This is a genomic window from Clostridia bacterium, assembly GCA_014360065.1.
Taxonomy (GTDB): Bacteria; Bacillota; DSM-521; order Neomoorellales; family JACIYF01; genus JACIYF01.
In genome coordinates, this window is sequence record JACIYF010000002.1 from 69,559 (window position 1) to 91,556 (window position 21,998).

A 21,998-nucleotide genomic window follows, 5' to 3' on the forward strand; every position below is an offset into this window, starting at 1 on the left:
CCAGCGTCGCTATCAAGATGGCCAGCTGGTTTCGGAAGATGAACTCATCCTTAATAGCATCACCATCGTCCATGCCCCCAGGCACCCATTGGCCGGAGAGAAGCCGCCCGCACCCGCGCTGCCTGGCTCTCCAGGCGGATCTTTGCCCAGCCCCGGGCCTGGGCCTGGCTCGGGACCTGGACCTGGGCCCAGGACTAAGCCTGGACCTGGTCCTGGTCCGGGGCCTAAGCCGGCATCGGCAGCCCCAGTTGAACCCAGGCCTACACCAGCTCCTCGGTACCGGATCACTCTCCCTTGCCCCAGCCATCCCCGCCAGCGGCCGAAAGCCCCTGACACCTAAGCCGGCTAAATCGCATATACATCTATCAGCAGTAAAGGGTAACGGGGCAATGGAGCCCCCTGAAGGCAATGGCGCCTAACCTTTCGGTGGGGCGCCTTTTTGTTCGCTTTCGCCACCACCGCCGGTGGAGCTCATAACTGAGACGAGAGCAAGGGGGTAAGGCTTCATGTGCGGAATTGCTGGCTGGGTGGACTGGGAAATCAACCTCAGTAAGGAGACAAGAATCCTTGAGGCTATGAGTAAAGCCTTGGCCTGCCGGGGGCCCGACGCCTCCGGGATCTGGTTGTCACCCCATGCTGGCTTGGCCCATCGCCGTCTAACGGTAATCGATCCAGAAGGGGGAAGCCAGCCCATGATTGGCCAGCAAGGTGACCATGCCTTGGTCATTGTCTACAACGGAGAGCTCTATAATACCGAGGAATTGCGCCAGGAATTGCGGCTTAAGGGCCACCGCTTCTTCGGCTACAGCGACACCGAGGTGTTGCTCAAAGCCTATATGCAATGGGGAGCGGAGTGCCTGGAGCGCTTAAATGGAATCTTTGCTTTCGCAATCTGGGGTGAAAAGGATCAGACTAGGGAATTTTGCGGCAGGCGCTTAAAGGGGTACTGCCGCCGCAGGTTTTGGCCCGCCCCAAAAGCCCTTACCCCAAAACCCACCACCCTGAGTATCTCGAGGCAGTCCGAAACTGGTTACTTCACATTCTAAGTGACCCAACCTCCCCTTTGCAGGGGCTGGTAGATGGGCCGACTGTGCGCAGGTTGGCCTTATCCGGAGCCGATCAAATCAATCTGCCCTGGTACGGTCAACTCATGACTGGTCCACAACTGTTAGCCTATCTGATCCAAATCGACATTTGGTTGAGGGAATACCGGGTCAGCATCGGCTAAACTCCTAACCATCCCCGTGGGCCAAAAGAAGGGGGCGGAGCCAGCGACGGAACTAGCTGGGTAAAGAAAGCCAGGGAGTCCCCCGTGCCGCTCACAAGTAGCATCACCAAGGAAGAAAATAGCCCAGGTAATAATGGGGGCTGGCATGGAGTGCTAGTTGGCTCCGCCGAGGATATGGAGCAAGGGGCCAGCACCGCAGGTGGCATGCGATAGCAACCGGTTTGTCAGCAACCCAAGAATGTGCTAAAATGGGCTCGCTGTTGGAGGAACTTGCGGGGGTGGATGGGTCCTGGTGGGTTCCCTGGACTTCAAATCCAGTGGCGCTCAGGCCACTCCTGGGCGCGGTGGGTTCGATTCCCACACACTCCCGCCAAACGTTTTCAAGGGCAACAGTGCAGGGGCTCTAGGACTATTTTGGCTAGGCTTCTAGGAAGCGTTTGATTATGGGGGTAACTTTATTGGCTTCCAAAAGGAACGCGTCATGCCCGTATAATGAAGCCAGATTAAAGTAAATTACCGATTTGCCAGCTTTCTTTATAGCCCTGGCCAGTTGCTTAGTCTGAGCTGGCGGGTACAGCCAATCGGAAGAAAAGGACAGCAAAAGGAATTGGCTTTTTGCTCGGATGCACGCCCTTACCAGATCCCCTTCGCCCCAACTGGCGGCATCATAGTAGTCCATAGCTTTGGTTATGTAAAGGTAACTATTGGCATCAAAGCGCTCTACAAAGGAACGCCCTTGGTGCTCTAAGTATCGCTCCACCTCAAAGTCAAGGTTAAAACCAAAGCTAGGCCCGCCTTTGTGGCAGTATCGCCGTCCAAATTTCCAGCCCATGGATGTTTCCGAGAGATAAGTTATGTGTCCCAACATGCGGGCAATGGCCAGCCCCCTCTCAGGACCGCGCTCCCCGTAGTAGTCGCCTCCTCGAAAACCGGGGTCATTGATTATGGCCTGCCGGGCCACCTGGTTAAAGGCGATGCCTTGGTCGCTAAGCCGAGCTGAGGAGGCGAGGATTATGACTTTTTGCACCCGCTCCGGGTACGCCAACGCCCACTCTAAGGCCTGTTGCCCTCCCAGCGAACCCCCCGCCACCGCCCACAGCCTTTCGATCCCCAGGTGGGAGACGAGCCGTTCCTGGAGGCGCACCCAGTCGCCCACTGTAACCACGGGAAAGCGCAGCCCATACGGCCTGCCGGTAGCTGGGTCGACTGATCCCGGCCCGGTAGTCCCGTAGCAGCCGCCCAAAACATTGGAGCAAATGACAAAGTATTTCCTGGTGTCAAAAGCCTTCCCCGGCCCCACCATGGAGTCCCACCAGCCCGGCCGGTCCAACCGCCAAGGCCGGCCATATTCTCGAGCACTGGCATCCCAGCCAGCGACATGGGCGTCTCCCGACAGGGCATGGAGAATAAGAATGGCATTGCTAGCATCTTGGTTTAGCTGGCCGTAGGTCTCGTATTCAACTTCCACCGGAGCAAGGCTCCCTCCACCCTCCAGCGGCAAGGGGTTAGTAGCATCGGCCAACTGCACCCTCTGGGGAAAAGTCCACCCTACCGAGCCAGGTGAATCCGGAACCTCAAATCTCGATGACTTTTTAGCCGGAAGCAAGTTCAAAGGGTCGCTCATCGGGTTCCCTCCTGTTGGCTAGCCGCAATCGCTTGGTCCAGGTCAGCGATGATGTCCTCAACTTCTTCTAGGCCAACCGACAACCTGATATAATCGTCAGTTACTCCGGCTGATAACCGTTCCTCCTGACTCAACTGCTGGTGGGTAGTGGAAGCCGGGTGGATGATCAGGCTCTTGGCGTCGCCAATATTGGCCAGATGTGAAATTAGCTTAACCGATCGGATCAGCTTCACCGCCGCCTGGTACCCGCCCCGGATCCCAAAGCCAATGATGGCCCCTTGACCCCGAGGCAAGTAGCGCTTGGCTCGCCCGTAGTCGGGATGATTGGGTAAGCCAGGGTAGTTGACCCAGGACACCTCCGGGTGCCCCGCCAACCACTCTGCCACCGCTTGGGCATTCTGACAATGGCGCTGCATCCTCAGGGGAAGGGTTTCTATCCCCTGCAGGAAAAGAAAGGCATTGAAGGGTGAAAGGGCAGGGCCCAGATCCCGAAGCAGCTGGACTCTGGCCTTGACAATATAGGCAGTACTTAGCTTTGCATCGGCGGCCTTGGCCCCAAACAGCTCCCAGTAACAAAGGTTGTGGTAGGATGGGTCGGGCTCGGATAGCTCCGGGAACTTGCCGTTATCCCAGTTAAAGCGTCCTGACTCCACTATGGCCCCGCCAATGGAAGTGCCGTGACCATTTATAAACTTGGTTAGCGAGTGGACGACAACATCGGCACCGTGCTCAAAGGGCCGCAATAAGTAAGGTGTAGTGACGGTGTTGTCCACGATCAAGGGAATCCCGTGCCGGTGGGCAACGGCAGCAATTGCCTCAAAGTCATCCACGTTATTCTTGGGGTTGCCAATGGACTCCAAGTAAACCAGCCGGGTCCGGCCGTCGATGGCAGCTTCGATATGGCCGGGGTCAGAGGAGTCCACAAAGCGAACCTCAATACCTAGACGAGCTAGGGTATAGTGAAAAAGATTATAGGTCCCCCCATAGAGGCAGCTGCTGCTGACGATGTTTTGGCCCGCTCGAGTTATGTTTAGGACCGCCAAGGTTATGGCCGCCTGCCCCGAGGCTACCGCCAAAGCCGCGCTTCCCCCTTCCAGGGCAGCCAATCGCTTTTCCAAGACTTCGGTGGTGGGATTGGCGATGCGGGCATAGACGTAGCCCGGCTGCTCGAGGGCAAATTGGGCTGCTGCTTCCTCAGCGGTATCAAAGACATAGGAGCTGGTTTGGTAGATGGGCACCGAGCGAGCTTTGGTCAAAGGATCCGGCACCTGCCCGGCATGGATGGATAAGGTTGAAAAGCGTTGGGCATTAGTCATTTTATCGTAGCCTCCTAGCAGACGATAATTAAAAACCCTCTTCGATAAGAAGAGGGTTTTCAGCTTAGCCCCTTCTTATCTTTCCGGCCGTTGTTATCCAACGCCGGCAGGAGTTGGCACCTTTCAGGCGCTAGCCGCCTGGAGGTTGCCGAGGTTCATCGGGCCTTTCCCTCCCCTACTCTGGATAAGAAGTGATGCAACTTGGTATGCAGTTGGTTTAGTACGACAATTCCGAGTGAGTTGATAAGATTTTAAGTCATTATAGACTCCCCATCTTTACTTGTCAACAGTTATTTGGCTTCGGTACATTTTGGGCTGCCTTGATGTTCAATCGTCATTGATATTACCTTCCCTGATACATGGCCCGAAATCGTTCCAGCATCTTTCGCGGCGTCACCGTAGGCCTCTCGTAGCGAGCCAGCTCCTTCTCGATCCCGGCCAGGTACTTAGCGATGCCCTTTAGGCTTTCCAGGTCGTAGCGGGACATCATGGTGATAGTCTCCATCTGGGGGGAGCCGCCCCCGTGCAGCCCGGCCACCTGCATCACCCCGGCCAGGTCGGAAACCAGGGAGCTGATCTGTTCCTCGGTGATCCCTGCTTTTCTCAGGGCCGGAATGATATTCTTAAAGAGGTGGGTGGGATGCCACTCGGCTATGAGCGGAAGCGCCACCTCTGGAAGGGCAAAGGGTCGACCCAGCCAATGGGCAATGGTATCGTGGGAGATCATAATTTTGTCGCCGTAGCCAATGCCAATGAGTCCAATAATGCAGGCATACCTCTCCCTATCCATGGGGCACCCTACTAAGCCCTGGAGGCCCATGCGGTCAAAGCCAATGTAGACACCCTGGTTAAGGACGTCCAAGTGGTAACGAATATCGGTGTTATCGCTCATATGCCCGATCATGATGCGGCTGGGATCGGCGCCCTCGCGGAGCAAGAGGTCGGCCTGTTCCGGACCCATGGTTCCTTCCTGGGTGTGGGTGATAATGGGTACGCCGGTTTCCTTCTGGGCTTTGGCGGCCGCCCGGAAAAATGCCTTTTCGTAATCGGTGATCATCCCCTTGCTGGAGGCTAGCTTTATGACTCCTGCCCTTATCCCCGTCCTGCCAATGCCCTCGGTGATTTCCTTCACGAACATCTCGTAAATCTCGGCGATGATGTCGGCAAAGTTGCTCCGGAATTTGAAGTAGGCTGGAGCTCCTTCCTCCTCGTAGTAGAAACCAGTAGCGCAGATGATGTTGACCCCGGTCTTCTCCGAAATCTCTCGATATAGCTCGGGGTCGCGACCGGCCTCGTTGGGAGTAGCATCCACAAAGGTCTTAACCCCATAATCTTTGAGCTGTTGCATTAGCTCAATACCAGCTTTGAGCGCTGCCTGGCGGTCAGGCGGGGCCAGGGTGGCATCCCCATACCAACCGGGATAGCCAAAGACGATGTGTTCATGCATGAGAGTAATCCCTAAATCCTCTGGCGATACGGGACCTAAAACCGTATTGACCATTTACTTAGCCCTCCTTTTCCCTAGAAAGAAGCTTCCGAAACGTTCCCTATGCCAGGTCGCTGCCGCCGGCTCCGGATGGCCTCGCCGGCAATCCGTATGGCTCCCCCTCGCCCTCCGGCGCCCAGCACTCAGCTGACTGACCCTAGCTTGGGTTCCACACTATGCGCAGCAAGCTGTTTGTGGGGGCTGCAGTCTCGCGGTTGGTTGAGTGCTGGGCGACCAATTCGACCTCCTGTCTCAAGAGGCCGGCCTCCCCAGCACTCAACCACAAAAAATACCATGGCCCATGGACACTCGCTTTCTGGGCAGGGTAACCCCATTACCGGGTTCATAAGTTGAGTGCTGGGTCGGGCCCGCCTCCGGACTCGGTTTTGCTAGCGTCTCGCGAGGCTCGCCCAAAGTCGCCTTGCGCCAGAGCACCCGGCATTTTCATACTTCTTTCGGGTGTACCCCTGGAAACATTCGACGTCCAGCCTGAGATACTGCGCCTTCGCGACTAGCTCTTTTGGGCCGCCCGTTCCTTTTCCCGCTGCTGCAGTTCCCGCCAGAGGATCTTGCCGGCCCCGCTCTTCGGCAGAGCCTCCACCAACTCCACCATCCGGGGGTACTTATAGGCGGCCATCTGCTGTTTGGACCAGTCGATGATCCCCTGGGCAGTCACCTTATCCTTAAACTCAGGCCGGGGAACTATAAACGCCTTGACGTTTTCAATGCGCTCAGGGTCAGGTACACCCACCACGCAGGCTTCGGCCACGGCCGGATGCCGGTAGAGAATGGCTTCCACTTCCGCCGGCCAAACCTTGAACCCGGCGGCATTGATCATCCGCTTGGAACGGTCGATTACGTAAAAATAGCCATCCTCATCCATGCGGCAGATGTCTCCAGTGCGGAAAAAGCTTTTGCCATCGAGTTCGATGAAGGCTTCCTTGGTCTCCTCCGGCTTATTCCAGTAGCCCTTGAATACCTCGGGGCCATTTACTACCAGCTCCCCTTCTTCCCCTACTTCCAGCTCCTTAAGAGTTTCCACATCGACAATGCGGGCATCCACCCCAAAATCGGGAATGCCTATGCACTGGAGCTTGGCTCGATCGGGGGGGTTGAAGTGAGTCTGAGAGATGGTCTCGGTAAGGCCGTAGCCCTCAATGTAATTAAGCCCGGTTACCTGGTTCAGCCTTTCGGCTACTGCCGCCGGCATAGGTGCCCCGCCCCCGCCCACCGCCACCAGCGAGCTCAGGTCACGGCTGCCAATGGTGGGAGAAGCCAAGAGGTCGATTACCATGGTGGTAATGTTGACCCAATGGCTGCAGCGGTAGTTTTCGATGGCCGCCAAGGCCGCTTCCCGATCCCAGCGAGTTAGAAGTACTATGGTTCCGCCGGCAATGATGGGAGCGTTTAGGCTATGAACCATTCCAGTTACATGAAAAAGCGGCAGGGAAGCCAAGTTCACGCTGGAGGAGGTAGCCGCGAGCCAATGATACGAACTTAAGGAATTGGAAATGACCGTGGCTGGCAACTCTCCCATAGCTCTGCATAGGTGATGGTTTTACCATAGTAAATCACCGCCGCATGAGCCGGAAAGCGCCGGGCCGACGCCTCCAAGAAATCAAAAAGCGGCACCTGGGGGTAAACCAAGGTCTTGGGTAAGCGGGCCGGCCAGTAAGGAAAATGGCGCTGGTTCATAAGATACTGGTTCCTCCTTTCCGGGTAACCCGGTTGGTCTTGGCCAACCAACCCTACGCCCTGCCCAAGCTGCCTAGCCTTAGCCTGACCAAGGGGCTTTTATCCTAACCGCCGGGAGTGCCGTGGCCCGGGGCGGGCTTGAGCACGGTTAGTCATAGCCGGGCATGGTTGGCGTCGATTGACACTGTCGCCATTATGCAATCTGAATGCCAATGGCAGGATGGCAAGGCTGGGGAGACCCATCCCCTCCCAAGTGTCCCAGGATAGGACGCCCGAGTTTAAGCTGGGTGTAGGAAAATGAGCCGGCCATGGGTCAGGCTCAAAGGCATAACCGTTTGGGAAGCCAATTTGCCCGCTCGTCTAATCCTTGCCCCCACCCGCCTCACCGATAAGATGGCCAATCTCCGCACCCGGGCCGGAACCGTTAGCTTTAGCCTCACCACCAGACCATTGGTCTCGGCCTGCGGAAGGCGAGTGGGCACGGTGCTGGTCCTCTCCGAGGCCAAGCGCCTGCATAGGTGGCTGAACGAAGCCATGGGCAGCCGGGCCAGGATTACTTTTGCCGACTTAGTTGGGGAAAGCCGCGAGTTCATTGTGGCCAGACACCTGGCCATGATGGCCAGCTGCTCGGACAGCAACATTCTGCTTACAGGTGAAACAGGAACCGGAAAGGATGCCTTGGCTCAGGCCATTCACAATGCCAGCTCCCGCAGCCAAGGTCCGTTTGTGGCCCTCAACTGCGCCGCCATCCCCCGCGAATTGATTGCCAGCGAGCTTTTCGGCTACGCCTACGGGGCCTTTACCGGGGCGCGCCGAGGCGGCTACATGGGCAAGTTCCTTTTGGCCAACGGGGGCACGCTATTCCTGGACGAAATCGGGGAAATGCCCTTAGATATGCAGGCAGCATTGCTCCGGGTGCTAGAGGATAAAGAGGTTACCCCGGTAGGAAGCACGGAGACCATCTCCCTCGACGTCCGAGTCATCGCCGCCAGCAACAAGGACTTGGCCCAGGAAGCCCGAAAGGGTAATTTTCGGTCAGACCTATATTACCGGCTAAACGTAATCATCATCCATTTGCCTCCGCTCCGGGAAAGGCGCCTGGATATTCCCCTCCTGGCCAGAGCTTTCGTGGAGAGGTTCTGCCGCCGAAACAAGAGGGCTATGGCTCAGATCAGTAGCGAAGCCATGGAAATTCTAAGTTCTTATTCCTGGCCTGGCAACATCCGCGAGCTCCAAAACGTTATCGAGCGGGCTTTAGTCTTGTGCCAGGAAGGGGAAATTGGGGTCGGCCACCTCCCGCCCCATCTCCAGCTCAGGGATAAGGTGACTGGAGCCAACAGTGCCTTCCAGTCACCACCGGAAAAGCTGCCCCTTAGATCCCTGGAAGCTGAGGCCATCCGCGCTTGCCTAGCCCGCTGCAGCGGCAACCGGGCATTGGCGGCCAGGGAGCTGGGCATCGCCCGTAGCACCCTATACCGCAAGCTCAAAGCTATGAGTAATGCCCCGACTAGGGTTTAGGCAAAGGCCGTACCACTGCTTAGCCAGCGCGACATCCTGCCGGTAAGCAATGGGGGAAGTAAAAGGCTGCCCTCAATAAGCAGGGCAGCCTTAGTTTCCTTGCCAGGCCGGGTAACTGGTAGGTGCCCAGCGGCATAAGGCTCAGCTTCAGGCTTGCGCCTTAGAACAGGCCCAAGGTGCGGCCGTTCTCGTCGATATCCACCTTGAAGGCGGCCGGCTGCGACGGTAGGCCCGGCATGGTCCGCATGGCACCAGCCAGCGGGTAGACAAAGCCAGCCCCTACTGAAGCCCGGATATCCCGGATGGGAAAGATGTAACCCGAGGGGACACCCTTCCAGTTGGGGTCATGGCTAATGGAGAGGTGGGTCTTGGCCATGCATACCGGTAGCTTGCCCAGGCCCATGTCCTCGAACTGCTTGATCTTCCGCTCCGCCAGCGGCTCATAACGAACCCCATCGGCGTTGTAGACCACCTTGGCCAAGGTTTCGATCTTCTCCTTGAGGGAAGCACTGTCCGGATAAGTGAACTGGAAGTTGGAAGGCTTCTCGCAGGCTTCCACCACTGCCTTGGCCAGCTCGGTGCCGCCCTCGCCGCCGTCAGCCCAAACCGTAATCGGAACTGCCGTCTCGGCTCCGGCCTCCACCGCCTTCTGGCGAATCAGCTCTACCTCAGCATCGGTATCGGCAACGAACCGGTTCACCGATACTACCACCGGCACCCCGAAGGACTTGGCCAGCTTGACCATGTGGGCTAGGTTGACGCAGCCTTTCTCCAGGGCGGGAAGGTTCTCCTTGGTCAGCTCCTCTGGTAAAGGCTTGCCGGCCACTACCGTTCCCAGTCCGCCGTGCATCTTGAGGGCGCGCACGGTGCAGGTGATGACTACGCAGCTCGGGCGCAAACCGGACTGGCGGCATTTGATGTTCATGAACTTCTCCATGCCCAAGTCAGCGCCGAATCCGCTCTCCGTTACTACGTAGTCAGCCAGCTTGAGGGCGATTCGGTCGGCCAGCACCGAGTTATTACCATGGGCAATATTGGCAAAAGGACCGGCGTGCATGAAGCAGGCCTGTCCCTCCAGGGTCTGAATCAGGTTGGGCTTTAAGGCTTCCTTCAAAAGCACGGTCATGGCTCCCGCCGCCTTCAGGTCCTCGGCGGTAACCGGCTTGCCATCATAGCTGTAGCCAATGACAATCCGGGCCAGGCGCTGCCGCAGATCCTTAAGGCTGGTAGCCAGGGCGAGGATGGCCATCACTTCTGAGGCTACCGTAATGTCAAATCCAGCCTCGCGGGGATAACCGTTCTCGCGGCCGCCCAACCCAATCACTATGTTCCGCAATGCCCGGTCGCTGATGTCCACCACCCGGGGCCACATAATGGTCAAGGGGTCAATGTTGAGAGGGTTACCATGGAGGATAGAAGCATCAATCATGGCCGCCAACAGATTATGAGCCGCCCCCACGGCATGGATATCCCCGGTGAAATGCAGGTTGAGGTCTTCCATGGGCACCACTTGCGAGTAGCCGCCGCCAGCCGCTCCCCCCTTGATGCCAAACACAGGGCCCATGGACGGTTCCCGCAAGGTGCAAACTACCTTCTTGCCAATTTTGCCTAGGCCCTGGGTCAAGCCAATGGTAGTGACGGTTTTGCCTTCACCCAAGGGGGTGGGGGTTATGGCAGTAACATCGATAAGCTTGCCGTCGGGGCGATCCTTAAAGGCCTCCAATACATCCAGGGAAACCTTAGCCTTATACTTGCCATAATAGTCCAGGTACTCTTCGTCCAACCCTATGGAAGCTGCAATTTCCTTGATGGGTATCATCTTATGAGCTTGGGCTATCTCCAGATCACTAGGAACCGTTTTCACTAAACATCCCTCCACTTTTCCAGTTTGCAACCTATGGTACCGTCAGCCAGCCCATTTCACTACCAACTCCACCCTACTAGCGCTCCGGCCTAAGCTCAAGGCCTACCTTAGGCTCAAGCCCCTTATCAACCCTAAGATCCTTTCTGCCCTTCACCCCCTATTTCAACGGTTGCATGCCCACCTGCTACCGTTGGCTCGATAACTTTGTGATAATTTTCTCTATCGCTTTAAATATAAAAGTTCGCATAACTAATCATCCACGCCAACGTTAAGTGCCAGCACCCCATTTCCTGTTTGTAAACCCAACCTGCGTCGACCTACTGTCATAGTGAGCCAGCAAGGGTGATTAACCTCAATCGCCCTGATGGAGCTTGTGGTTTGTGTTCTAACAGATTGTATTTTCTACCTAGGGTACTAATTTCCTGCTTTGGTCATAAAAAATTAACCTAACCCCAGGCAACTTTTTGGCCGGATGCTCCGTCAATATCATTGGAGGGGACAGGAGGCTAACAACAACTGACAACTAAGGTTGTGACCAAAATGACCAGCTTCCTCAACCGGTGGCGTCAGATCTCCCCAAGACCATTCCTGTGGCGTTTGCTTCCCATTCTGGCCTTTTTTATCTGGATCGGTTTCCCAACCGGATGGGAGTGGATCCTGGGAGCGCTCCGATTCGGCGCCAGCTCACCCAGTGCCCTAGCGCTGGCTTCTTTGGAGACATGGCCAGGGGAGGCTTTACCTTCGTGGCTTCCAGCGCCAAGCCCTGCTCCGCCACTAGAACCGCCAAAGCCTTCCCCACCCAAGCCTCAGCCAACTAGTAATTCGGAGCCTAAGGCCGGACCCATCCAAGACCAGGGAACCCAATCTCGTCCGGCCCCTGCGCCAATAGCCGAAGCCAGCCCCAAGCCGAGTTCCGACCCAGCCGGCCAACCCTCTCAGCCACCCAAAATGGCCGGCCTGGCCTTAGGTTCAGTTTCCCAAGCCGGTAAGAAAATTGCCCTCACCTTTGACGACGGCCCCAGTGAGGCTTGGACGGCCAAGTACCTGGAGGTGCTAAAGGAGTACCAAGCGCCAGCTACTTTCTTTCTAATCGGTAAGCACTCCCAAGCTCATCCAGAGCTGGTCCGGTTAATCGCCTCCACCGCCGTAGAGGTGCCTTGGTGCGCCGCCGCCCAACCCACGGTTGCAAGCAGTAGTCCGGCTCCAGATCAGGGCAACGCCAAGGTGCCCGGCTCCCAGATAAAAAGCCAGCGGGTGTTTATGGAAATCGGGGCCCATTCCTGGTCGCACCAGAACCTCCGCAAGGCCAGCCCTTCCGCCATAGAGGCTGAGCTCAACCAAACCTCCCAGCTGCTTGGCCGCCTGATGCAAAGGCCGGTTACCCTGTTTCGTCCCCCGGGCGGCAACTACAATCAGACCTTGATTGCCCGGGCCAACCAAAAGGGGCAAACCGTAGTCCTCTGGAACATAGATCCTAAGGACTGGATGCCCTCCCACGCCCAGGCTGGGCACCTGGCTAGGCACGTCCTTGCCCATGCCCGCCCCGGATCCATCGTTCTTCCCCACGAGGGTAAACCCGCCACCTTGGCTGCCCTGCCCGCCATAATCAAAGGGCTACGTAGCCGCGGGTATGAGCTGGTCACTGTTTCTGAGCTTCTGGCTGCTAACTCCAAATAGCGGTTTTCCTGGCAGGCCTTCCTCCAACTCCCGACCTTTTTTTGAGCGGGACAAATGTCCTTTCCGGCGCTTCTCCATAGATATACAGTATGCAGAACTCAATCTCAGGAGGGAAAGCCAATGGCCTTAAAAATGAACGGCACCGCCAAGTGGACAGAGATACTGGACTTTCCTCTGGAAGGCCGCCAATCTAAGCCGCGAAATGTGGGTTGGACCATGATCATCGATAAGGGGCTGGGTGTGGCCACCACCCAAGAGCTGGTAGAAATAGCCGCCCCCTACATAGACATATGGAAGTTAGGCTTTGGAACTTCCGCCCTTTACCCCCGGCCGGTTCTTGAGAAGAAACTGGAAATAATCGTGGAAGCTGGCATTCACACCTGCCCCGGCGGCACCTTTTTAGAAATAGCGCTGCTCCAGGATAAATTGGTAGCTTTCCTTGACCTGGCCCAAGAGATGGGTTATACCTGCATTGAGGTTTCCGACGGCACCATCGTGATGGACCGATCAGTTAGAAGGAAGGCTATCAGCTTGGCCCGAGAAAAGGGCTTGCAGGTCATTACCGAGCTAGGCAAGAAGGACCCCCGGGACCAAGTGGCTACCGCCTTCCTGATTCGCCAAGGTCGGGCCGATCTGGCCGATGGCGCTCATAAGGTCATCATTGAGGGGCGGGAGTCAGGAAAGGGCATAATGATTTACGACCAGCAGGGCAAGCTCCGCGTGGGCGAGATGGAAGAAATAGCTGAGGGATTGGGCGACGTGGATAGGATCATCTGGGAGGCGCCACTGAAATCCCAGCAACAGGAGCTCATCCTGCGCTTTGGCCCTAATGTCAACCTGGGCAATATCCCTCCCGGCGAGGTGCTGGCGTTGGAGGCCCTGCGCCGAGGGCTTAGGGGCGACACCCTGCGGGCCTGCCTGGCCAAGCGCGAACAGGCCAAGGCGGCGATCGCCGACCAGGCAACCGCCGAGGCGGCGCTGGTTCCGTTGCAGGTGTAAGTGGACGGGTGCGCGAGCAACCCAGGCCCTAAATGTGGTGTGGCAGGGAAGGCTTTGAGCAAGGGATGCCAAGGAAGGAGAATAGGATGCAACTGGAAGTCGATGTAGCTTTCACCTGGAAAGAAGTGGCCGACCGAAAAAGCTTTAGCCCGCAAGTAGCAGTAGTGATTGACGTCCTCCGGGCCACCAGCACCATGGTAGCCGCCCTAGCCCATGGAGCCCAGGCTATCGTTCCCACCACCACCGTAGAAGAAGCTTGGGCTCTGCGCTCCCGCTATCTTAATTCCGGTTTCCGGCACCCCCTGCTGCTCGGGGGGGAACGAGGCGGCGTCAAGATAGAAGGCTTTGATTTGGGCAATTCCCCTGGGGAGTATACCCCCGAGCGGGTGGCAGAAAAGACCATTATATTTTCTACCACCAATGGCACCCAAGCCCTAGCCGCCGCCCGCTCCCTGCCCGAGCCCAAAGTCATCCTAGCCGCCGCTTTGCTCAATGCCCGAGCTGCCAGCGACTATATTAGCCAGCTAGCCCAAAACCAAAGTGGGTCGCCAGCAAGAGAAGCCTTTAAGCTGCTCCTCATCTGCTCGGGAACTGAGGGGAGAGTGAGCGCCGAGGACACCGTCGCTGCCGGGTCCATAGTCCACCGCCTGCACCTAAGCTTCCCTCTCTTGACCCCGACTGATGCCGCCATGGTGGCTGAAGCTTTTTATCTTACCTACCGGAGCCGTTTGCCCGACCTGCTTTTAGGCACCAAGCACGGTCAAAAGCTGGCAGCCCTCGGTTTCCAAGACGACCTATCCTTCTGCGCCCGGGAGGATGAGTTTGTCCTGGTGCCGATTTGGGCTGGCGACCGACTAAGGGCGGCGACACCGGCAGTCTAGCCTTCATAGCGCCTGACGGTCCGCGACTGGTCGATGAAACGCTCCAGGGCCAGTTCTACGAGGCGATTAAGCAAAAAGCTGTAGGGGAGCCCGCTGGCCTCCCAGAGTTTGGGGTACATGCTAATGGCAGTAAAGCCGGGAATGGTATTGATCTCATTCACCAGAATGCGCCCGCGCTTTGAATTTGACTCCTGGCCTTCTCCCCTATACCCTTCGATGAAGAAATCGACCCGAGCCATGCCGGCCCCGTCGATGGCCCGGAAGGCCAAAAGTGCTAGATTTTGCATTTCCGCCAACGTATCCGGGTCCAAAGGAGCAGGGATGATCAGCCGCGAAGCTTCATCTACATATTTGGCCTGGTAATCGTAGAATTCTCGGCTGGGGATGATTTGGCCCGCCACCGAAGCGGCAGGATAATCATTTCCGAGGACGCTGATTTCGAATTCGCCCCCGTCTATGGCTTCCTCCACCAGCAGCTTGCGATCGTAGCGGCAGGCCAAATCTAAAGCTTGGGCCAAGTCTTCGGCTCGCTTAACCTTGGTAATGCCTACGCTCGACCCAGCGTTGGCCGGTTTCACGAAGCAAGGAAAACCGATTTCTGATTCCACCTGCTCCAGGACCGACTTAGGCCGCTTCTCCCATTCCGCCCGCAAGAAAGCCAAATACTTGGCCATGGGAATTCCCGCCTGGGCAAAAGTTTGCCGCATCAGGACTTTATCCATTCCCAAGGCGCTCGCCGCTACCCCACACCCCACATAAGGGATGTGAGCCATCTCCAACCATCCCTGTACGGTCCCGTCCTCGCCCATGGTACCATGCAAAACCGGGAAGACCACATCTACTCCCCGCAAGAACTCCGGCACCCAGTCGGGAAGGCGCCTTTTGGGTAAAGCTGCCAAGAGCTCCTCCAAGGGTCGATAATCATAGGGTCGCCAGTACAGGCTCTCGGCTGGGTCGCCGGGCTTGAGCTGCCCAGGAGGGATCCCAGGCGGCCGGCTGGGTTGAGGGTTTAGGGCCACCTCAGCCTGGCGCCATTCCCCTTCTAGGGAGATTTCTACCGCCACCACCTCATATCGGTCCGGGTCTAAGGCTTCCATTATCGATCGAGCTGACACCTTGGAGACCTCATGTTCTCCCGATTCCCCGCCCATCAGGATTGCTATCTTAACTTTCCTTGCCATTTTTGCTGGACCCCCTGCCAAGCCATAGACTATACTCATAAACTATACTCAGTTGACTAGACTTCAACAACATCCTTTCATAGTTCGGCTCCGGCTAATTATTACCTTCTTGCCCCGGCAGGTAAAAAGCGACAAAAAACGAAGATATATCTAGTCCGAGCATTATAAATTAGGGAACTAATTGAGGCCTAGATACGTCTACGATAACGAGGGGACTGCGAGGTGCCCTATGGAAGTCACCGATATGGTAAAACGGTCCCGTGCCGGCGACCATAAGGCCTTTCGGCTACTTTTTGAGACCTATTATCCTGAGGCTTACCGGACCGCTTACTTGATTGTGCGGGATTCACAACTGGCCGAAGACGTGGTGCAGGAAGCTTTTATCAAAGTCTTTCGGCGTTTAGAGACTCTAAAAGAGCCAGCTAAGTTTTCCGGCTGGTTACATAGCATCGTAAGTTACTGTGCCGTAGATATGCTAAATGCCCGCCAGAATTGCGTACTCATGGCTGACGATAGCGCCGCGACTAGTGACGGTGTTTTAACGGCTGGTATACCTTCACCCGAGACAGAAACCGAAAGGGCTGAGCTGCGTTGCCTGATCGCCAAGGCCCTGGCTGGGTTGGAACCAATTCACAGGCAGGTAATAGTGCTTAGGTTCTTTCGGGAAATGAATGAGCAAGAGATAGCTCAAGCAATTGGGTGCCCTGTGGGAACCGTTAAGTCGCGGCTGCACCGGGCGCTCAAGGCAATTGAACGTAAGCTGTACGCTTTGAGGCCCAGCACAGTTAGAGGTGAGGGTTATGAAGCCAACCATCATGGAGGAGCTGGTACAAGAAGCGCTGGCCAAGGAAGCCCATGATACAGTCGTTCCCGACGTTGATCAGGCATGGGCACGGCTGGCGGTAAGGCTCTCGCAGGAAGAGCGGCGAAGATATCGCTGGCCCCAGATGGGCATTTTGGTAGCTGGCCTAGCTGCCGGGCTGTTGTGCTCGCTTTTGCCCCCGGTCCAATATGCTCAACAATACCTGCTAGGGGGGATTTCAGCATTTTATCAGCCGCTCAAGGCCGAGAGCACCGCCAACCCCATCATAACCCCACCTTATGCCAAAACCGAACCAGGTAGCGATTCTAGCTTGGCCTCGCGCAATGGAGCCCAGACTCCGTCAGCTGGGCAGCCCCAGGCACAGTTGCCGGAAGAGCCCCCCAGCCAGGCGCCAGCCGCACCCTCCGGAGACACCAGCCAAGCAGCTGGCCCAAGCGGCGAGCAAGTCATAACCTTGGCCGATTTAAAATCTATCGTACCTTACCCAATTCCGCTTCCCAGCTACTTGCCTTCAGACATGAAGCTAGAGCGGATTACCTATCGCAAGGTAGATCCATCCTTGGCAGTTTTGACCCTGTATTACCGCGGCGCCGAGCACAGCCTCACCATCAAACAGAGCGTTCCTGGGGATGATGCGGCTGCTGCCAAGGTAAAGAGGACCAGGATCGGCAATAGCGATGCCACAGTGTTGGCCCAAAAGGGTGGAGTTACCATCATGTGGTTAAAGAACAGCCTCAAGATCGAACTCCACACCAATCTGGGTGAAAAGGAAGCTTTACAGATAGCCCAGTCGGTAGCCCCCGCTAGCTAAGTATAGAAGTCCCAAGCTAGCTAGGGCTGGGCTGAGGAACAAGGAGGCTATCGGCTTTAAGGAAGGCCAAGGTGCCGACCAAGATGGCGGCCGTCAAAGTGGCGGCCGCAAAGAATAAAGTTGATCTGCCAATGGCCGGCATTAAGCCAAAGACCGGCGGGCCAAGGGCCACCCCGCCAAAGCGCATGGATCCATACAGGCAAGTAATGATCCCTCGCTCTTCCTTGTTGGCTGCCCCGGTGATCAAAGTATTCACCGCGGTCAGCACCCCACCGGTACCGATACCCTGGATAATGACTGCCAAGAAGGATGAGTATATATTGGTAACCAGCCCAAACAACACCAGCCCCAGGGCTACCAGAGTCAAGCCGGCCAAAGTAACCAACTTGATGGTCCTTGGCTCTTGACCCTGGAGGTAAGCGCCCGAAAAATAGGACGTCAGTGCCATGGCGCCCACCGGCAAAGCTATCAGCAACCCCGCCCACAATCCCCGGATTCCATGGCTGGCCTCGATGCCATCGGAAAGCAGGCTGAGCACCCCAAACAGGTTGAAGAGCACTAAAGAGCCCGCCAAGAAGGTCGTCCCCAGCGAAGCTCCCTTAGCGCGAAAGATATGTTTCAACGTCTTTAGGTACTCCTCCCCGGTCAGGTTGTCGGCCTTGGGCTTGGCTGGTTCCTTGACCACCAAGGCCACCAGTCCGGCAATGGGCAAGGCCAAGATTCCATAAGCAAAAAAGGGGGCGATCCAGGAAATCAGTCCAAAGGCAGCCCCGGCTATGGGACTGACCACCTTGCCCAGGCCATTGGAAGCTTCCAGGAGGCCCAAGGCCCAGGAGCGCTCTGCCGATTGGAAGACGTCGCCAGTCAGGGCCATGGCTAGCTGATAGGTGCCTCCAGCCCCAATTCCTTGCACCACCCTTCCTGCCAGTATCACCGGGTAAGGCCGGGCCAGGATTAGGGCCGCGACTCCAGCAATCAAACCGCCCAAACCGTAAATGCAAAGGGCCGGCACCATGACTACCTTTCGGCTCAGCCGATCCGACAGGTACCCGGCCAAGGGAATGATTAGAGCCGCCGGCAGGGAAAAAGCGGTAATGAGCAGACCTACTTGGGACAAGGTTAGGTTTAAAGCTCCCCGGATAACCGGGAGCAGGGGAATGAGCATGGAATTGCCTAGCACCATGATGAAGGGAACCGCGCAAAGGATGGCAAAAGGGATCTTCATTTCCCGCCGCATCAGTCCTACCTCCGTTTGCAAATGCCGGCATTATTATGCCCGAATGCGGTTTAGGGTTTTAAGGAAATAGCATCCAGCATAGGCTATCATGGGTAAACAAAAAGGCTGGTGATAGGTAACATGTTTTTTACTGTTGATCGCTACGTATTGGGGATGGCCTTAACCCGCATCCTTTCCGCTACTATCGAATTTACTGCTGCCCTCATCATGCTCAAGCTCAACCGTGTCGATCGGGCTCTGGAGGTGAATGCCATCCTGGCCGGGGTAGGGCCCACCATATTGATAATTGTCACCGCCATAGGGTTGGCCGGATTGGCCGGCCGGGCTCCCCTGGACAAAATGCTTCTCATCATAATCGGCATTGGTCTAGTGCTCTACGGTGTCCGCAGCCTTTGATCTGCCATTTCCTCTCCTCAGACTTTCAGAGGCTTGCCGTTTTCAATTTCTTCTTTTTTCCATATGCAGGGAACTATTTCCTTGGTTAACCTGTCATTAAAATTGGTAGCTTGTGCATCCTACATCTATGGAGATGAGAACATGGATTTAGCACACTTTTTGGCCTGGGCCACAGTGTGCCTTTATGGCGTAGTTCTTTTCTTGTTCCTGCGCTATTTTACCTGGAGGCACTTTGCCAACAAGCATTACTGGAAGGTGCGGCCTAAGCTTTCCCGCTCTCTGGTTGAGCGGCTGGCCCAAGCCAAAGGTCAATCGCTGCCCTTCATTTCCATTATGGTTCCCGCCCGCGATGAGGCTCGGGTCATCGGCAATACCATCGAGCACCTGGCCCAGCTGGACTACCCGGCGGATCGGTATGAGATCCTGGTAATTACCGATGAAAAGGAACTGTTGGCCAGCGAGGAAGTGCGGAAACGACAGCGCCAGTTGGGTGAACCAGAAGAGCCTACCACCCAAGAAGTGGTGGAGGCCAAGATCAAGCTTATCAAAGAGCGGGGTACGCCCGCCCCGCCCATTCGTCACTATATAGTCCCAGACGGCTTCCGCGGGCCTTATGGAGGGCCAACCCTGCCCCGCAGCATCCCTTCCACCAAGGGCCGGGCCCTTAACTACGGCATGAGCTTTCTAAACCCCGGTACCCAGATATGCGGGTTCTACGACGCCGAAAGCCGGCCAGCTCGAGAAGTGCTCCTCTATGTGGTCTACCGCTGGCTCAAGACCGACGGAAAAGTCAAGATCTGGCAGGGGCCAGTATTCCAGATTCGCAATTTTTACCAGCTGGGACCTATTAACAAGGTGGCTGCCCTCTTCCAGGCCCTCTCCCACGAGTGGTACTTGCCGGTGCTGATGCAGAAGCTCCCCTTTGTAGGCGGCACCAACTTGTTCGTGGACTGCGACTTATTGAAGCGAGTCGGCGGCTATGACCACGAGGCCTTGACCGAGGACCTGGAGCTGGGGGTGCGTTCTTATCTGGCTGGGGATGCCTGGCCCGAGTATTTGCCCTGCGCCTCCAGCGAGCAAACTCCGCCCACCTACCTGGGATTCTTCCACCAGCGGTTGCGCTGGGGAAGCGGCCACCTACAGGTGGAAGAAAAGTTTCAGCGCGCCGATGAGTACCCCTGGTCCAAGCGCCGGCCGCTTCTGCGGGCTCTCTTTTGGCAGGGTCAAGGCCAGTGGCTGATCTACCAGTTTTTTGTCTTGCTGCCGCTGTTGTTCTTGCCGTTTATCTCGGCCGGCTACTATGATCCGTATCTAATACCTTTCCCCATCCGGTTGCTGATGCGGATCAACATTGTCCTTTATTATGGCTTTGCTTTTTGGTTGTACTTTCGCTACCGCCGCTTCATTGACTTCCGGGTTGCGCCCCGCCAGGCGTGGAAGCGGGCCTTGGCGGTATCCCAGCTGATCTTTTTACCGCTGGGAGGATTCTTCTTTACGCTGCCCTTCACCGCTGCTTGGGTGCTCAGAAAGCTGCACCAAGAGCCCAAGGCCTGGGTCAAGACTCCCAGGACCCAGGAGGTGCCGCGCTGGTCGTAGGCCAGTGCGCCACCTCCCCGGCACTCAATCGGAGGCCGCAGGCGCCCGAATTCACCTACCTCATGTGGTATAGCCCTCAGTGAGTTCGGTTGACCCGCGGTTGAGTGCTGGGCGGAGCATCCCCCATGGGGCAAGCCGATTTCGATTTGGCCCCTGCCCACCTAGGGTTACGAGGTTCGCAAGGGCAGGGGCCAGGGCTGGTGGCTCGAGCTAAATGGTTTTTTCCGAGGAGGAGATTGAGTTTGCAGAAACTACTGGGAGGCATGAAAATTCTTGATCTTACCCGGCTGCTGCCAGGCGGCTTCTGTACTCAGCTGCTCGCCGACCTGGGAGCGGAAGTGCTCAAGGTGGAGGAACCTGGCCAAGGCGATTATATGCGCTTCATGGGCCCTCCCGTAGGGGAATACGCTGCTGGGTTTTTGAGTTTAAACCGCAACAAGAAGAGCCTAGCCCTTAACCTTAAAGCGCCGGCTGGCCGAGAGATATTCCTGGAATTGGCCCGGCGCTTTAATGTGGTCATCGAAGGTTTTCGGCCCGGGGTTATGGAACAGCTGGGTTTGGGCTTTGATACGCTGGTGGCAGTCAATCCCGGCCTAGTAATGTGTTCCCTTTCCGGCTACGGCCAAGACGGCCCCTACGCCCACCGGTCCGGCCACGACATTAACTACTGCGGGTTAGCCGGAGCCCTGGAGGTTGACTGTTGGAATCAGGGTCACCGTGACCAAAGAGACCCGGCTGAACCAGCCCGGCCTCCAAGGGTACCCCCGGTACAGGTGGCCGATATTGGCGGCGGAGCTTTAATGGCAGCCATCGGCATCCTAGCCGCTTACCACCACGCGCGCACTACCGGACAAGGTGCCCACGTGGACATCTCCATGTTCGATGGGGTGGTTTCCTGGCTCTCCCTTTATCTCGGCGACCTTTTAAACGGACTCCCGGTTCAGAGTAGCACTGCCTGGCTTTTAGCTTCGGGAGCGCTGTGCTACAACCTCTATCGCACCCGGGATGGCGGTTACCTTTCTTTGGGAGCCCTAGAACCTAAGTTTTGGCAAAACTTTTGCCAAAGGATCGGCCGGCCCGACCTGATCCCCCACCAGTTTTCCCGCCACCCCCAGCACTTAGCTGACCTGGCTTCGGTTCTGGCCCAGCGATCGCGGGATGAATGGATGAGCTTCTTTGCGGGGGTCGACTGCTGCTTGGAGCCGGTCTTGACTTTGGAGGAGGCAGCCAATCACCCCCAGGTACAGCACCGGCAAATGATCATATCCCTGCCCCTTCCAGAAAACCCTGCTGACACTGGCGCTGGACCCTCCTGCTTCCATGGCGTGGCCAACCCTATCAGAGTAAAGTTAGCCTCAACTGGTACCAGCATCAACCACCACCAACCCGATCACCCACCCCCCCGGCTAGGCCAGCATACCCGGGTAGTGCTAATGGAACTAGGCTACCAAGAAGAGGAGATCTTAAGGCTAGCCAGGGCAGGGGTCATCATTTTAGGCGCCTAACTTAAGCCTGGACCTTTAACTAATTTTTAATAAACATTCTGCCTAAAATCCCCATTTTTGCTAGTGCTAGTAGTATAATTCATTTAGTGGAACCTCTTCTCGAGTCTACGTGAGAATAAGCCAATGGCGGACAGCGAAATGCTGGTGGGAAGCGAGGGCTT

17 protein-coding genes, 1 tRNA gene, 1 pseudogene and 1 riboswitch are annotated in these 21,998 nt (G+C 56.6%); of the genes and pseudogenes, 12 read left to right on the forward strand and 7 right to left on the reverse strand.

Features of this window, described 5'->3' with window-relative positions; all coding sequences use genetic code 11:
• Positions 1 to 506: 506 nt before the first annotated feature.
• The 3 genes from H5U02_01005 (at position 507) to H5U02_01015 (ending at position 1,601) form a co-directional block, all read left to right on the forward strand.
• Positions 507 to 1,046, forward strand: a complete 540-nt coding sequence (locus tag H5U02_01005) for a hypothetical protein (protein ID MBC7341031.1) — start codon at positions 507 to 509, stop codon at positions 1,044 to 1,046.
• The gene (locus tag H5U02_01010) at positions 962 to 1,228 is read left to right on the forward strand and encodes a hypothetical protein (GenBank protein ID MBC7341032.1); all 267 of its coding nucleotides are present in this window, start codon (positions 962 to 964) and stop codon (positions 1,226 to 1,228) included. The genes H5U02_01005 and H5U02_01010 overlap by 85 nt, the downstream gene beginning before the upstream one ends.
• 274 nt (positions 1,229 to 1,502) lie before the next feature.
• Positions 1,503 to 1,601 (forward strand) — tRNA-Sec (locus H5U02_01015).
• A gap of 45 nt (positions 1,602 to 1,646) precedes the next feature.
• Here the strand turns inward: H5U02_01015 and H5U02_01020 are convergent.
• From H5U02_01020 to H5U02_01035, 4 genes and pseudogenes are all read right to left on the reverse strand, one after another.
• Positions 1,647 to 2,852: a homoserine O-acetyltransferase gene (locus H5U02_01020; GenBank protein MBC7341033.1), complete on the reverse strand. Its 1,206-nt coding sequence runs from the start codon at positions 2,850 to 2,852 to the stop codon at positions 1,647 to 1,649.
• On the reverse strand, positions 2,849 to 4,168 hold the full coding sequence (locus H5U02_01025; GenBank protein ID MBC7341034.1) for an O-acetylhomoserine aminocarboxypropyltransferase/cysteine synthase: 1,320 nt from the start codon (positions 4,166 to 4,168) through the stop codon (positions 2,849 to 2,851). The genes H5U02_01020 and H5U02_01025 overlap by 4 nt, the downstream gene beginning before the upstream one ends.
• A 72-nt stretch (positions 4,169 to 4,240) precedes the next feature.
• Positions 4,241 to 4,359, reverse strand: a riboswitch (SAM riboswitch).
• Between the two features lie 152 nt (positions 4,360 to 4,511).
• Positions 4,512 to 5,669, reverse strand: a complete 1,158-nt coding sequence (locus tag H5U02_01030; protein ID MBC7341035.1) for a phosphotriesterase-related protein — start codon at positions 5,667 to 5,669, stop codon at positions 4,512 to 4,514.
• 496 nt (positions 5,670 to 6,165) lie between these two features.
• A pseudogene (locus H5U02_01035) lies at positions 6,166 to 7,349 on the reverse strand (AMP-binding protein).
• A 297-nt stretch (positions 7,350 to 7,646) separates the two neighbouring features.
• On the opposite strand from H5U02_01035, the gene H5U02_01040 reads away from it, so the two are divergent.
• Positions 7,647 to 8,867, forward strand: coding sequence for a sigma 54-interacting transcriptional regulator (locus H5U02_01040; GenBank protein ID MBC7341036.1), 1,221 nt, complete (start codon positions 7,647 to 7,649; stop codon positions 8,865 to 8,867).
• A 160-nt stretch (positions 8,868 to 9,027) separates the two neighbouring features.
• On the opposite strand, the gene H5U02_01045 is transcribed toward H5U02_01040, so the two are convergent.
• Positions 9,028 to 10,731: a formate--tetrahydrofolate ligase gene (locus H5U02_01045; GenBank protein MBC7341037.1), complete on the reverse strand. Its 1,704-nt coding sequence runs from the start codon at positions 10,729 to 10,731 to the stop codon at positions 9,028 to 9,030.
• A gap of 948 nt (positions 10,732 to 11,679) precedes the next feature.
• On the opposite strand from H5U02_01045, the gene H5U02_01050 reads away from it, so the two are divergent.
• From H5U02_01050 to H5U02_01060, 3 genes are all read left to right on the forward strand, one after another.
• Complete coding sequence (locus tag H5U02_01050) at positions 11,680 to 12,408, forward strand: polysaccharide deacetylase family protein (GenBank protein MBC7341038.1); 729 nt, start codon at positions 11,680 to 11,682, stop codon at positions 12,406 to 12,408.
• A gap of 132 nt (positions 12,409 to 12,540) precedes the next feature.
• Positions 12,541 to 13,407: a phosphosulfolactate synthase gene (locus H5U02_01055; GenBank protein MBC7341039.1), complete on the forward strand. Its 867-nt coding sequence runs from the start codon at positions 12,541 to 12,543 to the stop codon at positions 13,405 to 13,407.
• 86 nt (positions 13,408 to 13,493) lie between these two features.
• Positions 13,494 to 14,288: a 2-phosphosulfolactate phosphatase gene (locus tag H5U02_01060; protein ID MBC7341040.1), complete on the forward strand. Its 795-nt coding sequence runs from the start codon at positions 13,494 to 13,496 to the stop codon at positions 14,286 to 14,288.
• Here the strand turns inward: H5U02_01060 and H5U02_01065 are convergent.
• On the reverse strand, positions 14,285 to 15,469 hold the full coding sequence (locus H5U02_01065; GenBank protein ID MBC7341041.1) for a D-alanine--D-alanine ligase: 1,185 nt from the start codon (positions 15,467 to 15,469) through the stop codon (positions 14,285 to 14,287). The two genes, H5U02_01060 and H5U02_01065, sit on opposite strands and share 4 nt — an antisense overlap.
• A 244-nt stretch (positions 15,470 to 15,713) precedes the next feature.
• On the opposite strand from H5U02_01065, the gene H5U02_01070 reads away from it, so the two are divergent.
• Together H5U02_01070 and H5U02_01075 are read left to right on the forward strand one after the other, a co-directional pair.
• The gene (locus tag H5U02_01070) at positions 15,714 to 16,328 is read left to right on the forward strand and encodes a sigma-70 family RNA polymerase sigma factor (protein MBC7341042.1); all 615 of its coding nucleotides are present in this window, start codon (positions 15,714 to 15,716) and stop codon (positions 16,326 to 16,328) included.
• Positions 16,270 to 17,103 (forward strand): DUF4367 domain-containing protein, encoded by an 834-nt coding sequence (locus H5U02_01075; GenBank protein MBC7341043.1) that lies wholly within the window; start codon positions 16,270 to 16,272, stop codon positions 17,101 to 17,103. Before H5U02_01070 ends, H5U02_01075 begins: the two co-directional genes overlap by 59 nt.
• Before the next feature lie 16 nt (positions 17,104 to 17,119).
• On the opposite strand, the gene H5U02_01080 is transcribed toward H5U02_01075, so the two are convergent.
• Positions 17,120 to 18,340 (reverse strand): MFS transporter, encoded by a 1,221-nt coding sequence (locus tag H5U02_01080; protein MBC7341044.1) that lies wholly within the window; start codon positions 18,338 to 18,340, stop codon positions 17,120 to 17,122.
• Positions 18,341 to 18,460: 120 nt separating this feature from the next.
• Here H5U02_01080 and H5U02_01085 point away from each other — a divergent pair, with 120 nt between their 5' ends.
• The 3 genes from H5U02_01085 to H5U02_01095 all read left to right on the forward strand — a co-directional run bounded on the left by H5U02_01085 (position 18,461) and on the right by H5U02_01095 (position 21,837).
• Positions 18,461 to 18,736: a YqhV family protein gene (locus H5U02_01085; GenBank protein MBC7341045.1), complete on the forward strand. Its 276-nt coding sequence runs from the start codon at positions 18,461 to 18,463 to the stop codon at positions 18,734 to 18,736.
• Positions 18,737 to 18,877: 141 nt separating this feature from the next.
• The gene (locus H5U02_01090; protein MBC7341046.1) at positions 18,878 to 20,332 is read left to right on the forward strand and encodes a glycosyl transferase; all 1,455 of its coding nucleotides are present in this window, start codon (positions 18,878 to 18,880) and stop codon (positions 20,330 to 20,332) included.
• Positions 20,333 to 20,574: 242 nt separating this feature from the next.
• Positions 20,575 to 21,837 (forward strand): CoA transferase, encoded by a 1,263-nt coding sequence (locus tag H5U02_01095; protein ID MBC7341047.1) that lies wholly within the window; start codon positions 20,575 to 20,577, stop codon positions 21,835 to 21,837.
• Positions 21,838 to 21,998 lie beyond the last annotated feature (161 nt).